This is a genomic window from Streptomyces sp. URMC 123, assembly GCF_051386515.1.
Classification (GTDB): Bacteria; Actinomycetota; Actinomycetes; order Streptomycetales; family Streptomycetaceae; genus Streptomyces.
In genome coordinates this window covers 1-15,013 of sequence record NZ_JBPQTV010000155.1, presented here as the reverse complement: position 1 = coordinate 15,013, position 15,013 = coordinate 1, and the positions used below count along the sequence as shown (strand labels likewise).

Sequence of the window (15,013 nt, the reverse complement as noted above, 5' to 3'; positions counted from 1 at the left end):
GCGCGTGTGCCGGGCGGCGGGTGGCGGGGGCGGCGCGCGGTCGGGCCCGCCCCGATCGGGCGTTCGGCTCGTTTCTACAAGCGCCGGGGAGGCGGTGAACAGGGCGGCCACCCGGTGGATCTTGCCCGGCTGTGCCCGTTCGGCCAAGGGAATCACCGCTGGCCAGTCGCATTTGTGTCGCGAAACGGCCTGTTACGGTCGCCCGTTGGCGCGCCACGCTGGGCCGATCATCGCCCGTTCGCAAGCGAGGGCGCGCCCCGAACAGCACCGGCGCGCGCCCCGGCACACAGAGGAGAGCCGCGTGAACGCGGAGCTGCGCCGGCACGAGATCGTCACGATGGCCCGCCGCGAGGGATCGGTGGATGTCGCCACGCTCGCCGCGAAACTGACGGTCTCCGTGGAGACAGTGCGCCGGGATCTGCGCACCCTGGAGGAGAACGGCCTGGTACGCCGCACCCACGGCGGGGCCTATCCGGTCGAGACCGGCGGATTCGAGACCACGCTGGACGTCCGCACCACCCGCAACGTGCCGGAGAAGTCCCGCATCGCCGCGGCCTGCGCCGAGATGATCGGCGAGGCGGAGACCGTCTTCGTCGACGAGGGCTTCATGCCGCAGCTGATCGCCGAGGCGCTGCCCGCGGACCGGCCGCTGACCGTCGTCACGGCGTCGCTGACCACGGCGGCCCGCATGAGCGAACGCACGGGCACCCAGGTCCTGTTGCTCGGCGGCCGGGTGCGCGGCAGGACCAAGGCCACGGTCGACCACTGGGCGACGAGGATGCTCGCCGGCCTGGTCATCGACCTCGCCTACATCGGGGCCAACGGCATCTCCCGGGAGTACGGGCTCACCACGCCCGATCCGGCGGTCGGCCAGGTCAAGGCGCAGGCCATGAAGTCGTCCAGACGCCGGATCTTCGCCGGGGTGCACACCAAGTTCGGCGCGGTGAACTTCTGTCGCTTCGGCGAGGTCGGGGACTTCGAGGCGATCGTCACCGGGACGGCGCTGCCCGGCGCCGAGGCCAGGCGCTACGCGCTGATGGGGCCGCAGGTCGTCCGGGTGTGAGGGTGCGCGGGGGAGGCCACCGGAGGGGAAACGGGCCGCGGGCGGCGGTGAGCGGGCAGCCCGGCCCCGATGGTTACCCTGGGTCACCGCTCCCATCTGCCCCTTCTCGGAGGGCCCCGCGGGCACACTCGGGCGAGAACCGGGCGGTAACGGATGTACGGGGTGCACTCGAACACCGGTAGAACAGAGGGGCGGCCGATCACGCATCGGCCGTCGCCCGGCCGGGGGTGCTCGTACGCCGCGGCGCCCGCTCCGGGCACGGATGGCCCCTGGCGTCGTGCGTTTGTTCGCACACCCGCGGGTGTGCGCGTTTCTCGTGGATCTAGGGGTGAGCTCCTTGCGGTACTCAGCGCTGCCCGCCGGCGGTACGTCGGGAGGCGACGACGCCCGGGAACCGGACGACGCGTTCCTCCGGGCCCTCTACGCCCGGCACGGCGCCGTCCTCCTGGGCTACGCCACGCGCCTGCTGGGCGGGGACCGCCATCGCGCCGAGGACGTCCTGCAGGAAGTGGCCCTGCGCGCCTGGCACCACCGGGCCGAGCTCGACCCCGCCGCCGAGACCGTACGCCCCTGGCTGTTCACCGTCGTCCGCAATCTGGTCGTCGACGGCCACCGCGCCCGCCGGTCGCGCCCCCCGGAGGCGGCCGGCCCCGACGTGGCGCAGTTGCCCGTCCCCGACGGCGTCGACCGCGCCCTCACGACGCATGTGATCGTCGAAGCCCTCCGGGACCTGCCGTACCTCCACCGCGAAGTGCTGGTGCACGTCCACTACATGGGCCTCAGCGTGCGCCAGACGGCGCGGGTCCTGGGCGTGCCGCCCGGCACGGTCAAGTCGCGCACGCACTACGCGACCCGGGCCCTGCGCGAGGCCCTCCGCAACCGCGGCCTCGCCGCGGCCTGACCAGGTGCGGGCGGGACATTCGGCCCCGGGCGCGGCCTTGGTCCCGGCCCTTTGCCCGCCGCCGCCAAGGCCGACCGCGGGCCCTCACCTGGTGTCCTCCCCGCCGGGCGCCCGGCGGGACCGGAGCCGCGGGAGCCACCAGTTGGCCCGCCCCAGCAGCCGCATCACCGCCGGCACCAGCAGGGCCCGTACGACGGTGCAGTCCAGGAGCACCGCCAGAGCCATCCCGAGGCCGATCAGCTTGAGGAGGATGAGGGAGGAGGAGGCGGCGAGGCAGACCATCACCGCGGCGAAGATCAGCGCGGCGGAGGTGAAGAGCCGGCCGGTCCGCTGGAGCCCGAGGGCCACGGCGGCCGCGGTCGCGGCCCCCCGACGGTGCTCCTCGACGATGCGGGACAGCAGGAACACCTCGTAGTCCATGGACAGCCCGAAGGCCACGCAGAGCATCAGGCTCGGCACGACCACATCGGTGATGCCGGTGGCCGTCACGTCACCGAGCAGCGCCGACAGGTGCCCCTGCTGGAAGACGGCCACCAGGAAACCGAAGGTGGCGGCGAGCCCCAGCGCGTTGAGCAGCAGGGCCTTGAGGGGGACCAGGACGCTGCGGGTGTACCCGAGCAGGAGGAGGAAGGAGGTCGTCGCGACGAGGAGGGCGGCGAGCGGGAGGCGGTCGGCGAGGGCCCGCCGGGTGTCGGCGAGCCGGGCCGCCGGACCGCCGATCAGTACGGGGGCGGGGGCCGCGACCGCCCGCAGCCGCTCCGTCAGCCGGATGCCCTCCGGGGACAGGGGCGCGTCGAGCGCGATGGCCACGGACAGCCAGGTGCCGGCGGGGCCGGTGAAGCGGCCCGCGGCGCCGATCTCCCGGCCCGCCGTGCCCGCGTCCCGGCCCGGCGCACCGGCGCCCCGGTCCGTCGCGCCCGCGTCCCGGCCCGCCCCCGTGGGCGCGGACAGGCGCCGGCCGTGCGCGTAGTGGCCGGTGGCGGTGCTCACCCGGCGGACGTCCGGAACCAGGGAGAGCCGGCGGGCGTAGGAGTCCAGGGCCGCCCCCGAGCGGCCGGCGTCGAACGCCGGCAGGACCACGGTGGCCGCGTCGGCCGCCTCGCTGGTGAACTGGGACCGCAGCTCCTGCGAGGCTCGGGCCACGGGGGAGGAGCGCGGCAGCACCCGGTCGTCGTACATGCCGAACCGCGCCTGGGTCAGCGGAAACGCCATCGCCAGCAGCAGGGCGAGGGTGCCCGCGGCCACCCTCAGCGGGTGCCGGGTGACCCACTGGGCGAGCCGGTACCACGCCCCCGCCGTGACCTGGGCGGGCGGGCGGCGCAGCCGGGCGAACACGTCGTAGCGGTTCACCCTGCCGCCCAGCAGGAACAGCAGGGCGGGCAGGACGAGCAGCGCCCCGACGGCCGAGGACACCACGACGGCCACTCCGCCGTAGGCGATCGAACGCAGCAGCGGCAGCGGAAAGACCAGCAGCGCCCCCAGGGAACCGGCCACGACGGCCGTCGAACAGGCCACCGCGGCGCCGGCGGTCCGCCAGGCGCGGCGCACCGCGTCGACGGTCGCGGCACCGCCGCCCAGTTCCTCGCGGAAGCGGCTGACCATCAGCAGGCCGAAGTCCACGGCGAGCCCGAACCCCAGCGCGGTGGTGATGTTCAGCGCGAAGACCGAGACGGTGGCAACCTCGGTGAGCAGCCGCAGGAACGCCATCGTGCCCGTCACGGCCAGCACGCCGACGACCACGGGCAGCAGGGCCGCCGTGAGACTGCCGAAGGCCCACAGCAGCAGCACCAGGACGAGGGGGACGGCGACCAGTTCCGCCAGCCGCAGCCCGCTCGTGCCCAGGCGTTCGGTCTCGGCGCGCACGGCGCTCTCCCCGGACGCGGACAGGCGCAGCGGGCCGGTGCGCCCGGTGAAGCGGTCGACGGCGTCCCGGGCGGCCGCCCGTACGGCCTGCTCGTCACCGCGGAACCGCACCAGCACCGCGGCCCGGCGCCCATCGGCGCCGCGCAGTTCCGGCAGTACCGCTCCCCGGTGGCCGTCGGCGGGCCAGTAACCCCGTACCCAGGCGGTGCGCGGGTCCGATGCCAGCCGGGACACGACCGCACGGCCCGCTCGTACGGCGTCCGGGGCGTCCACCGAGCCCGTGCCGGTCGCCAGCAGGACCAGATCGGGGGAGCCCGCCCGGAAGTGCTCGGCCAGCAGCGCGTCGGCACGGACGGACTCGGCCCGGGGCGGCGTCCAGCCCCCCTGGGTCAGGCGGTCGGTGAGACCCCTCGCCCCGAGCGCGGCGAGGGCGCCGGCCAGGCAGGCGACGAGGACGACGGCCCAGGCGGCCCGCGCGACGGCCCGCGGGGCCCGGACGGCGGTCCCCGAGGCCCGCGCGGCGTTCCCCGGGGTCATGCGGGCTCTTCGGCCAGGGCGTCGGCGATGAGCCGCACGGCCAGGTCCACGTCCTCCGGCGTGTGGGCCGCGGTCACCCCCAGGCGCAGCCGCGCGCCCCCGATCGGCACCGCGGGCGGGAACAGCGGAGCGACCATCAGGCCGTGGGCGATCAGCCGCCGGGCGATCCGCGCGGTGCGGTCCACCGGGCCGATCGGCACCGTCACCACGTGCGCGGTGGACGCGGCGATGCCGACCCCGGCGGCCGTGAGCCGCTCCCGCAGCGACCGGGCGGTCCTCGCCAGCCGCGCGCGCCGCTCGTCCCCCTCCTCGCGGAGCACGGCGAAGGCCGCGAGCGTGGCACCGACCGCGGCGGGCGGCGGGCCGAGGGTCATCAGATAGGCGCCGGCGCTGTGCCGCAGCAGGTCCACCAGGCGCTCGTCGGCGCAGACGAACCCCCCGGTGGAGACGAGCGCCTTGCTGAAGGTTCCGGTGATGACGTCCACCCGGTCGAGAACCCCCAGATGGTCGGCCGCGCCCCGGCCGCGCTCGCCGAGCGCGCCGGCGCTGTGCGCCTCGTCCACCACCACGAGGGCGCCGTGCTCGGTGGTCAGCTCGGTGATCTCCCGGAGGGCGGCCAGGTCACCGTCGGCGCTGAACAGCCCGTCGACCACGACGATGCGCCGGCCGGGCCCGCCCGTCCCCCGCAACAACTCCGCCAGGTGGCCGGGGTCGTTGTGCCGGAAGGTGAGCACGCGCGCTCCGGAGAGCCGGGCGCCCATCACGATCGAGCCGTGGTCGAGGCTGTCCACGAGCACGGTGTCACGGGGGCCCGCGAGCGTGGCGAGCACGCCGATGTTGGCCTGCATGCCGGTGGGGAACAGGAGCGCGGCCGGGCGGCCGAAGTAGTCGGCCACGACCGCCTCCAACGACTCGTGCAGCGTGGTGAACCCGCCGACCGACTGCGCGCCGTAGGCCCCCGTGCCGAAGCGCTCCACCGCCGCGGCCGCGCCCCGCCCGACGCACGGCAGCCCGGACAGGCCGAGGTAGTCCGCCGAGGCGAACACGGTGACCGGCCACTGTCCACCGTCCGCCGTGCGGACCCGGGCTCGCGTGGGCCCGGCCTCGGTGACGACCGGGAACAGGGGATAGCAGTCGGCCTTCCGCCACCGTTCGACGGTGTCCAGCACGCTGTTCAGCGCGGGGGAGAAGTCCATGACGGCCTTTCGCGTCGCGTGTCCCGCGTGCTCACCGTGGGGCCGTCCGCGCCCCCCACCATGCCGGACAGTTCGTCCAGCAGGGCGCGCAGCGGCAGAGCGGGCGCCATGTGTTCGGCGAGCAGCTCCATGTCGAGCCCGATCCCGAAGCGGCCCTCGAGAGCCGCCACGGCCTCGGCGAGCAGCAGGGAGTCCAGCCCGAGGTGCTCCAGCGACACCTCCTCGTCCAGGGCGCGCGGCGGCACCCGTAACCTCTCCGCCAGGAGGGCCTTGACGTGCCTCCGGACGTCCTCCGGTCGCACGGCGCCCCCACCACCGGGCTCCGCCCCGGCCCCTGCCCCCGCGCCCGGTACGGCGTCCTGCCCGGTCTCCCGTACGGCGTCCGCTTCCGTCTCCCGTACGGCGTCCGCCCGCGGTACGGCCTCGGGCGAGGGCGGTGCGCCCTCCGGTACGGCTCGCGTCACGATTCCGCTCCCCTGTCCCACCTGCCCGCTTTCGCCTGCCGCTCGGCGGCCAGGGCCAACCGCCGCACCTTGCCGCTGGTCGTTCTGGGCAGGGCACCGTAGGCGCCCAGATGGATCTCGTGCACCGGCATCCGGAACTCCCGCAGCACGGCGAGCCGCACGGCATCGGTCAGCCGGGCCCGCTCCGCCTCGGTGACGCCGTACCGCACCTCCAGGAACAGCACGAGATCGTCCCCGGCCTCGCGCCGCGGCACCCCGACCGCCGCGGCGGCGGTGACCTGCCCCGGGGCCGCGTCGAGCACCGTCTGTTCCACATCGGCGGGGGCGATGGTGCGGCCCGCGTGCACCAGTGCCTCCTTGCACCGGCCCACCACGTACAACTCGCCGTCCAGCAGCGCCCCCAGATCCCCGGTGGGCACCAGTCCGTCCGGCCCGCGGGCCGGACGGCGGTCCCCGTCCGCGCCGACGAGCCGGCGGCAGGCCGCTTCGCCACCGATGCGGATCTCTCCCACGAGCCCCGGGCCCAGCCGTTCGCCGTCCGCGCCGACGATCCGCACCTCGGTGCCCTCGACCGGCGGGCCGTGACCGATGAGCGGCCGTGCCGGGCGCCCGTGCCGCCCGGCGCTCCTGGCCGCGGTGAGACGTCCGCGTTCGAGCTCCTCGGGGTCGGCCTCCGTCACCGCCGAGGGCACCAGCGGGCGGCGCAGCGCGACCACGACACCGTTCTCCGCCAGGCCGTACGCGGGAAGGACCGTGTGGCGGCGCAGTCCGTACGCGGCGAACGCGGCCTCGAAGCGCTCGCACAGCCGTGGGGGGATGCGTTCGGCCCCGATCACGGCGGCCAGCAGCGACGACAGATCGAGCCCCGCCAGCCGGGCCGGGTGCCGCGCTGCCCGCCGTACGGCCATGTCGTAGCCGAAGGGGGGCGCGCTGGTGTGGGTGGCACGGAACGCAGAGAGTTCCTCGATCCAGGACAGCGGATCGAGGATGAACGCGCGCGGGGACAGAGCCCGGAACGCCGACCCCCTGTACAGGGAACCGGCGAAGCTGCCCAACAGGCCCATGTCGTGGGAGAGCGGCAGCCAGATCACGCATCGGGCGGCCACCATGGCGATGCGCCGGACGAGCCCGTGCAGATTGACGGCCAGGTTGCGGTGGCTGAGCACGATGCCCTTGGGGGCGGCGAGGCTGCCCGAGCTGAACTGGACCAGCGCGGGGGCGTCCGGGTCGCAGGGCGGCAACCGCGCCGCGGATGCCCCGTCCACCATGCGGGCCGTCGGTAGCACCACTGTGGTCAGGCCGGCCTCCGCCAACGCCCTGGCCGTTGAGTCGGCGCCCCGCCCGGCCAGACAGTGGCGGGCCCCGACGGCCCGGATCGCGTCCACGGTGCGACGGCTCTCCACGGAGCCGGGGCGCGGGCGCCCCGCCGCGGCCAGCGGCACCAGGACGGCTCCGGACGCCAGCACGCCCACGGCTGCGCACAGGGTGGCGGTCGCGGTCTCCATCTCGACGGCCACGGGGTCTCCCGGCCGCACGCCCTCCTCCCGCAGCCGGGCGGCACACCCCGATGCCCTGGCCCAGAACTCCGCGTACGGCAACTCGGCGTCCCCGGCGGCACCGACGGTGGCCGGAACCGCCGCGTCCGCGTGGGCCCGCACCGCGTCCACCACCGTGGGATACCGCACGAGGGTGCCCTCGGGCTCGTCAACAGGCGTGTCACTGCTGGGAGTCAAGGAATTCCCCCTCCCTCCGCGTCTCGGACGGCGGGCACGTCCACAGAGCCTGGCATTAACTACCCAGCGCTTACATATCAATACACACAGCGATAAGATGTTCGGTGGACGGTGGACGGCGGTCACCATCGATCGGCGTCGACACCGGCCACCGGCCGGCGAGGGGGGTGCGCCTGTGGCACGTGCCGGCGAAGCACCGCGACGGGAGCGGCACGACGGCGGTCCGCCTCCGAGGGCACCCGGCCGGGCCGGGGCCCGCCTCCGGGTCCACGCGGTCCGCACCCGCGCCGATCGTGCCGCCTTCCTCCGGCTTCCGTACCGCCTCCACGGCGAGCTGCCCCACTGGGTCCCGCCCCTCCGTGCCGAGCAGCGACGCCTGTTGAGCCGGCGGGCCAACCCCTTCTTCGACCATGGCGACATCGAGCTGTTCCTCGCCCGCGCCGACGGGCGGGTCGTCGGGCGCGTCGCCGCCATCGACAACCCGGCCTTCAACGCCTTCCACGGAACCCGGCAGGGCTTCTTCGGCCTCTTCGACTGCGCCGACGACCCCGCCGCCGCCCGAGCCCTCCTGGCCGCCGCCGCGGCCTGGCTGCGCCACCGCGGCCACGAACGCCTCCTGGGCCCCGTCAACCTCACCACCCACGACGAGTGCGGCCTCCTCGTCGACGGCTTCGACGAGCCGCCGGCCGTCCTGATGCCGTACCACCCGCCGTACTACGCACGGCTGTTGGAGCACGGCGGGCTCGCCCCGGCCATGGAGCTCCTGGCCTGGGAGATCCCCAGCACGGTGCACCAGGACCCGCGGGCCCGGCGCCTGGCGCGCTACGCCGGCCGCGTCGCCGGACTGCGCGTCCGCCCCCTCGACCCCGACGACTTCGCCGCCGAGGCGGCGGCGATCCGGCGGCTCTACAACGTCGCGTGGGCGGACAACTGGGGGTTCTCCCCACTGTCCGAGCGCGAGTTCACGGCCATGGCCCGGCAGCTGCGGCGCCTGCTGCGCCCCGGTCTCGCCCTCATCGCCGAGGTCGACGGCGCGCCGGTGGCCTTCAGCCTCGCGGTGCCGGACGTCGCACCGGCGCTGCGGGCGGCACGCGGGCGCCTGCACGCGTTCGGCCTGCCTCTCGGCCTCGTCCGGTACCTGCGCGCCGCCCGGCACGTGGACCGCATCCGGGTCCTCGCCGCCGGGGTGCTGGCGGAGTACCGCCACCGCGGGCTCGAGGTCCTGCTCCATGTGGAGATGTCCCGTACCGCCCGGCGACTCGGCTTCCGGACGGCGGAGGTCTCCTGGATTCTCGCGGACAACCGCCCCGCCAACCACTCCATCGAGCGGCTCGGCGGCCGGATCACCAAGAGGTACGCCCTCTACGCGGGGGCGCTGTGACGCACGCCAGGAGGACGCCGTGGCACCAGCCTCCCGCACTTCGCGAGGTGAGGCGCTGCGCGCCTCCCCGCCGATGTTCGCCTCGCCGTTCCTGGACCGCTTCTCCCGCGTCCACCCCGCGCTGCCCCCGGTGCTGTACCTGCCCCTGGCCGTCTGCCTCACGGTGCTCGCCGCACGGCTGACCGGCCCCCTCCCGACGGCCGGCTGGGCGCTGCTCGGATACGGGCTGTGGACGCTGACCGAGTACTGGGTCCATCGCGCGGTCTTCCACTGGGTGCCGCGGGGCCGCAGGGGCCGTCGTCTGCACTGGATGGTGCACGGCGTCCACCACGACCATCCCGACGACCCGCGCCGACTGGTCATGCCGCCGCTGGTGAGCCTGCCCGGGGCAGCGGCGGCCGGCCTTCTCCTCACCCATCTGCTGGGCCCGGGCCGCGGCCGGGCCGCCATGGCCGGATACGTCCTCGGCTACCTCGCCTACGACATGGTCCACTTCCGTCTGCACCACCACCGCCCCGCCACGGCCCTCGGCAGAGCACTGCGGCGCAGGCACCTGCAACACCACTTCCAGGACGACCGTCGCGGATTCGGGGTCAGTTGCCCGTACTGGGACCATGTCTTCGGCACGGCGCCCGCGCGTGCCCGGCGGCGCCCCTCCGCGCCGAGCGGCGCCCGCGCCCCGGGCGGGCCGCCGGGCTCGCGGTGAGCGCGATTGTCAGTGCCCACTGCCAGACTGCCGATCATGACGACGACACCGCTCCTGCTCACCGACATCGAGACCGCCGTACGGCGCGGCTGGTCCGCCGACACGTGCACACCCGAGTACCGCTCGCACTGGACGCCCCCGGTGCTCGGGCGGCTGCGGGAGGAGTACGAGCTGCTCCGCGACCGGGTGCGGGACGCACTCCGTGAGCCGGCGCTCCTGCGTGCCTAGGGTGATGACCATGATCAATGCCGATGACGTCCGCCGGATCGCGCTGTCCCTGCCGGAGACGGTGGAGAAGGAGGCGTGGAGCATGCCCACGTTCCGCGTCGCCGGGAAGATGTTCCTCACCGTTCCCGACGACGAGACCTCCATCGCCGTGCGCTGCCCCCGGCACGAGCGGACCGAACTGATCGCGGCGGAGCCGGAGAAGTTCTGGGTGCCGCCGCACGAGGCGAGCTCCGCGTGGGTGCGGGTGCGGCTCGCCGCCCTGGAGGACCTCCAGGAGCTGCGCGACATCGTCGAGGACTCCTGGCGGCAGGCGGCGCCCGACCGCCTCCTCGACGCCCAGGCGGAGGCGTAGGCGTCAGGCGTGGCCCGGGCCGGCCGGGGGTATGGTCGAGGACGACGCGAACTGACGATCCGTCAGTTCTCCTCGCCCTCGGCCGCCTCACCCCCGGGAGGATCGCATGGACACCGCGTCGGACCCGACGTACGACGTCGTCGTGGTGGGCTCCGGGGCCGCCGGGCTGACCGCCGCCATCGCCGCCCGGCTGCGCGGCCTCTCCGCCCTCGTCCTGGAGAAGACCGACCGCTACGGCGGCACCACCGCCCTGTCCGGCGGCACCATCTGGATGCCCGCCACCTTCCACCTGGACGCCGCCCGCCACGCCGACACCCCCGAGAAGGCCCGCGCCTATCTGGACGCCACCGTCGGCGACCGCGTCCCCGGCGCCCGCAAGGACGCCTATCTCACCCACGGCCCCCGCATGGTGCGGGAGCTGCACCGGCGCACCGCCGTGCGCTTCGTCCACTGCCCCGGCTACCCCGACTACTACCCCGAGCTGCCGGGCGGCTCCGCGCACGGCCGCTCCATCGAGGCGCGGATCGCCGACCTCAACCGGCTCGCCCCCGACGCGCGCCGCACCCTGCGCCGGTCCCCGCTGCCCCTCCACGGTCTCGCCGTCACCTCCCGCGACTTCCACGACCTCAACATGGCCGGCCGCACCTGGGCGGGGCGCAGGGCCGCCGTCCGGGTCGGCGCCCGCGCGCTCGGCGCCCTCCTCGCCGGCCGCCGCCAGGTGTCCCTCGGCGAGGCGCTGGTGGCCCGGATGCGCTTCTCCCTCGACGCGCTCGGCGGCGACCTGTGGCTTTCCACGCCCGTCACCGGGCTGGTCCAGGAACGCGAGGGCGGCCGGGTGACCGGCGTGCGGGCCGTCCGCGGCGGGCGCCGGATCACCGTACGGGCCACCGGCGGCGTGATCCTGGCCTCCGGCGGCTTCTCCCGCGACCAGGCCCTGCGGGAGAAGCACCTGCCCTCGCCCACCTCCGCCGCCTGGTCCTCCGCGCCCGAGGGGCAGACCGGCGACGCCCTGGCGTGGGGCGCGGCCGTCGGCGCCGCCTTCGACGTGATGGACAAGGTCTGGGGCGCCCCCTCGGCGCTGCTGCCCGGCGGCCGGCCCTACCTGCTGGTGGCCGACCGCGGCATCCCCGGCATGGTCGTCGTGGACGGCTCGGGCGCGCGCTACACCAACGAGGCCGCGCCCTACCACGCGTTCGTCGACGCCATGTACGCCCACCACCGGTCGGGGGCGGCCGCGGTGCCGTCCTGGATGGTGCTGGACGCCCGCAGCAGGTCCCGCTACCTCTTCCTCGGGCTCCTCCCGGGCCAGCCGGTCCCCGCCCGCTGGCTCGCCGACGGCTGCGTGCGCAAGGCCGACACGCTGGACCGGCTCGCGGCGGACCTGGGCGTCCCGGCCGAGCGGCTGCGCGCCACCGTCCACCGTTTCAACGAGGGCGCCCGTGTCGCGCACGACGAGGACTTCCACCGCGGCGAGAGCGTGTACGACCGCTACTACGGCGACCCCACGCTGCCCAACCCCAACCTCGCGCCCCTGGAGAAGCCGCCGTTCTACGCCACCGCCGTCCACCCCGGCGACCTCGGCACCAAGGGCGGCCTGGTCACCGACGACCGCGCCCGGGTGCTGCGCGAGGACGGAACGGCGATCGACGGGCTGTACGCCTCGGGCAATGTCTCCGCCTCCGTCATGGGCGCCACGTACCCGGGGCCCGGCGCCACCATCGGCCCGGCGATGACCTTCGGCTGGATCGCCGCCACCGATATCGCGGCGGCCGCCGCGCCGGCCGGCCACGGGTGAGACCTTTGCGGAGATCATGACTCACCAGCACCGGTCGGCAGCGCGGAGGGCACCGCGCCCGCACCGCCCGGGCCGGCGCTCGCACCCGTATCCGGGCCCGCACCGGCACCAGCACCGGCACCCGCACCCGTATCCGGGCCGGCCCCCGACCCCGTATCACCGCCCCCCAGACCCAGCCGCACATGGATGATCCGCGCGATGTCGGCGATGGTGCCGTCACTGCGCAGCAGCTCCATCGGCGGGATGTCGACCTCGAACTGCTGGTTGAGGGAGGCCAGCACCTCCGTGACCATCAGGGAGTCGACACCGTAGGCGTCGATGCGGCGGTGGTGGTCGATCTGTTCGACCGGGAGCTGGGCGACACCGGCGAGCACCGCGGCCAGCGACGCGGCGATGAACTCCCGCGCCTCCTCCGGCGTCATCCCCGCGAGCCGGCGGAGGACCTCGTCCCGGCTCGGGGCGTGCTCCGAACTCGTCGGCGGCACCAGGGACGCGAGATACGGCGGTACCCCCACCGCCCAGAGGAGGCCGTGCAGCCGGGCCCAGTGATAGCGGCCCGCACCCGCCGCGTCGAGGTCGCCGGCGAGGAACTCCTCGACGGCCTCGAACGCCTCGAACGGCAGGACCGGTTCGATCCCCGCCTGGGACATGAGGCCCGTCATGTTGTTGCGGGCCACATAGCCGGTCTCGCCGATCGCCCCCCAGGCGATCGCCAGCGCGGCGCGCCCCCGCTGCCGGCGGCGACGGGCCAGCGCCTCCAGATAGAGGTTCCCGGCCCCGTAGCCCGACTGGGAGACATGCCCGATCGCGGCCGTGATCGAGGAGTACACCAGGAACAGATCCAGGGGCCGGTCCCCGGTCACCGCGTCCAGCACCGCGCCCCCGCCCATCTTCGGGTCCAGGGAGGCGCGGAAGCCCTCGTCGGTGAGCTTCGTCAGAAAGGCGTCCTCGATCCGCATCGCGGAGTGGACCACACCCCGCAGCGGACGGCCCGCGGCCTCCGCCTCGGCCACGATGCCGCGCAGGGCGTCGGCGTCGCGGACGTCCGCCGCGTGCGCCCGGGCGGTCACGCCGCGGGCCGCCAGCTCCGCCAGCAGCGCCGGGGCCTCCGGCGAGTCGGGCCCTCGGCGGCCGACCAGGGCGAGATGGCGCGCCCCGCGGTCGGCCAGCCAGCGCGCCGTCGCCGCCCCGAAGCCGCCGAGGCCCCCCGTGACGAGATAGGTGCCCCCCGGGTCGAACCGCGGCCGCCGCCGGGCGCGCTCGACCATCAGCGGCTCGTCCAGCGGATCGAAGGCGATGACCGCCTTGCCCACGTGCCGGGAGTGCTGCACGAGCCGGTACGCCTCCGCGGCGCGGGCCGCGGGGTGGACGCTGTGCGGCAGCGGCCGGTAGCGCCCGCTCCTGACCAGCGCGGTGACCTCGGCGAACTGCGCGGCGGCCAGCTCCGGGTCACCCAGCAACCGGATCAGGTTGACCCCGAAGAAGGCGATGTTCCGGTCGAACGCCCGCAGCCGCAGCGGCTGGTCCTCCAGGATGTCCCGCTTGCCGAGCTCGACGAACCGCCCGCCGGGCCGCAGCGCCTCCAGGCCGCGTTGGATCGCCTCGCCGGCCAGGGAGTTCAGGACCACGTCGACCCCCTGCCCGCCGGTGATCTCCCGCACCCGCTCGGCGAAGGACAGGTCCCGGGAGTCCAGTACGTGGTCGGCGCCCAGGGTCCGCAGCAGGGTGCGCTTGACCGGATTGCCGGCGGTCGCGACGACGCGTGCGCCCCGGCGGCGGGCGTACTGCAGCGCGGCGAGCCCCACCCCGCCCGCGCCCCCGTGCACCAGGACCGTCTCGCCGCGCGCGAGCCGGGCCAGATGGCCGAGGGCGTAGTGCACGGTCAGGAAGACCACCGGCACGGTGGCGGCCTCGGCGAACGTCATCCTGGCGGGCATCCGGCCCACCGCGTGCTCGGAGGTGACCACATGGGAGGCGAAGGCGTCCGGCGCCAGGGCGAAGACGCGGTCGCCCACCGCCACGTCCGCCACCCCGGGGCCGACCGCCGTCACCGTGCCCGCGCACTCCATCCCCGGCCTCGGCGCGCGCCGCGCCCGCAGCTCCTCCTCCAGCGGGGGCAGCACCCCGATCGCCTGCATGATGTCCCGGTAGTTCAGCGCGGCGGCCCGTACGGCGATCACCACCTCGCCGGGGCCCGGCTCCGCCGGTGGCTCCTGCTCCACCCACGCCAGCCGGTACGAGAACCCCGGGTCGCGCACCTCCAGGGCACAGGCCGGCACCTCCCGGCCGTCCACGGTTCCCTGCGGGGCCTCGGTCGCGTCGAGCACCCGGTGCACGAAGCGCCCGCCGGCGGTGAGCGCGACCTCGTCCTCCTCGGTCGGTTCGAGCAACTCGCGCGCCACCCGGCGGCCGTCCTCCAGCGGGTCGGCCGAGCGCTCCAGCGACAGGCGCCGCACCGTCAGCCGGGGGTGCTCATTGGCGAGGGAGCGGGTGATGCCCCAGACGGCCGCGTCGGCCGGCACCTCGGCGCGCTCCGGCGCGGGCAGCGCCCCGCTCGGCCGGGTCACCAGCGTCAGCGACAGCCGTACACCGGCGGGCAGCCGCTCGCCGGCGACCGCGAAGGCCCGCAGTACGGCCGCCCGGCGCACCGTCAGGTCCACCAGGGCCGCGGCCGACGGCTCGCCGCCCTCCTCGCCGGGGCCGGGCCCACCGCCCGCCCCGGGACCGCTCGACTGCGCACCGCCCGGCCCCGGCGAGGAGGGCGGCGAGCCGTCGGCCGCGGCCCTGGTGGACC

12 protein-coding genes are annotated in these 15,013 nt (G+C 75.4%); 7 read left to right on the top strand and 5 right to left on the bottom strand.

Features of this window, described 5'->3' with window-relative positions:
• The first annotated feature begins 301 nt into the window (after positions 1 to 301).
• Both ACSNOD_RS18695 and ACSNOD_RS18690 read left to right on the top strand, forming a co-directional pair.
• A complete protein-coding gene (locus tag ACSNOD_RS18695; protein WP_436768112.1) occupies positions 302 to 1,063 on the top strand; it encodes a DeoR/GlpR family DNA-binding transcription regulator in 762 nt (253 codons plus the stop codon).
• Positions 1,064 to 1,400: 337 nt separating this feature from the next.
• Positions 1,401 to 1,964, top strand: coding sequence for a sigma-70 family RNA polymerase sigma factor (locus ACSNOD_RS18690; RefSeq protein ID WP_436768113.1), 564 nt, complete (start codon positions 1,401 to 1,403; stop codon positions 1,962 to 1,964).
• An 84-nt stretch (positions 1,965 to 2,048) separates the two neighbouring features.
• Here ACSNOD_RS18690 and ACSNOD_RS18685 read toward each other — a convergent pair whose 3' ends face one another.
• Genes ACSNOD_RS18685 through ACSNOD_RS18670 form a run of 4 tightly spaced genes read right to left on the bottom strand, consistent with a single transcriptional unit; the run spans position 2,049 to position 7,757 of the window.
• Entirely contained in the window at positions 2,049 to 4,364 is a 2,316-nt protein-coding gene (locus tag ACSNOD_RS18685; RefSeq protein WP_436768111.1) for an MMPL family transporter, read from the bottom strand.
• A complete protein-coding gene (locus ACSNOD_RS18680; RefSeq protein ID WP_436768110.1) occupies positions 4,361 to 5,560 on the bottom strand; it encodes an aminotransferase class I/II-fold pyridoxal phosphate-dependent enzyme in 1,200 nt (399 codons plus the stop codon). Before ACSNOD_RS18680 ends, ACSNOD_RS18685 begins: the two co-directional genes overlap by 4 nt.
• Positions 5,539 to 6,024, bottom strand: a complete 486-nt coding sequence (locus ACSNOD_RS18675) for an acyl carrier protein (RefSeq protein WP_436768109.1) — start codon at positions 6,022 to 6,024, stop codon at positions 5,539 to 5,541. The genes ACSNOD_RS18680 and ACSNOD_RS18675 overlap by 22 nt, the downstream gene beginning before the upstream one ends.
• Positions 6,021 to 7,757 carry an AMP-binding protein gene (locus ACSNOD_RS18670; protein WP_436768108.1) on the bottom strand — a complete coding sequence of 579 codons (1,737 nt, stop codon included), beginning with the start codon at positions 7,755 to 7,757 and terminating at the stop codon, positions 6,021 to 6,023. Before ACSNOD_RS18670 ends, ACSNOD_RS18675 begins: the two co-directional genes overlap by 4 nt.
• 379 nt (positions 7,758 to 8,136) lie before the next feature.
• Here ACSNOD_RS18670 and ACSNOD_RS18665 point away from each other — a divergent pair, with 379 nt between their 5' ends.
• The 5 genes from ACSNOD_RS18665 (at position 8,137) to ACSNOD_RS18645 (ending at position 12,219) form a co-directional block, all read left to right on the top strand.
• The gene (locus ACSNOD_RS18665) at positions 8,137 to 9,138 is read left to right on the top strand and encodes an N-acetyltransferase family protein (protein ID WP_436768107.1); all 1,002 of its coding nucleotides are present in this window, start codon (positions 8,137 to 8,139) and stop codon (positions 9,136 to 9,138) included.
• Positions 9,139 to 9,157: 19 nt separating this feature from the next.
• Positions 9,158 to 9,844, top strand: coding sequence for a sterol desaturase family protein (locus ACSNOD_RS18660; protein WP_436768106.1), 687 nt, complete (start codon positions 9,158 to 9,160; stop codon positions 9,842 to 9,844).
• Between the two features lie 36 nt (positions 9,845 to 9,880).
• Positions 9,881 to 10,072, top strand: a complete 192-nt coding sequence (locus tag ACSNOD_RS18655; protein ID WP_436768105.1) for a hypothetical protein — start codon at positions 9,881 to 9,883, stop codon at positions 10,070 to 10,072.
• 10 nt (positions 10,073 to 10,082) lie between these two features.
• Complete coding sequence (locus tag ACSNOD_RS18650) at positions 10,083 to 10,424, top strand: MmcQ/YjbR family DNA-binding protein (RefSeq protein ID WP_436768104.1); 342 nt, start codon at positions 10,083 to 10,085, stop codon at positions 10,422 to 10,424.
• 106 nt (positions 10,425 to 10,530) lie between these two features.
• Positions 10,531 to 12,219: an FAD-dependent oxidoreductase gene (locus ACSNOD_RS18645; protein ID WP_436768103.1), complete on the top strand. Its 1,689-nt coding sequence runs from the start codon at positions 10,531 to 10,533 to the stop codon at positions 12,217 to 12,219.
• A 14-nt stretch (positions 12,220 to 12,233) separates the two neighbouring features.
• On the opposite strand, the gene ACSNOD_RS18640 is transcribed toward ACSNOD_RS18645, so the two are convergent.
• On the bottom strand, positions 12,234 to 15,013 hold a 2,780-nt coding region (locus ACSNOD_RS18640; protein WP_436768102.1), incomplete at its 5' end, for an SDR family NAD(P)-dependent oxidoreductase.

Bases quoted from the DNA above. Each gene is read 5' to 3' on its own strand.
- ACSNOD_RS18645 (WP_436768103.1), top strand. From the start codon at position 10,531: ATGGACACCGCGTCGGACCCGACGTACGACGTCGTCGTGGTGGGCTCC.
- ACSNOD_RS18685 (WP_436768111.1), bottom strand. From the start codon at position 4,364: ATGACCCCGGGGAACGCCGCGCGGGCCTCGGGGACCGCCGTCCGGGCC.
- ACSNOD_RS18680 (WP_436768110.1), bottom strand. From the start codon at position 5,560: ATGGACTTCTCCCCCGCGCTGAACAGCGTGCTGGACACCGTCGAACGG.
- ACSNOD_RS18650 (WP_436768104.1), top strand. From the start codon at position 10,083: ATGATCAATGCCGATGACGTCCGCCGGATCGCGCTGTCCCTGCCGGAG.
- ACSNOD_RS18655 (WP_436768105.1), top strand. From the start codon at position 9,881: ATGACGACGACACCGCTCCTGCTCACCGACATCGAGACCGCCGTACGG.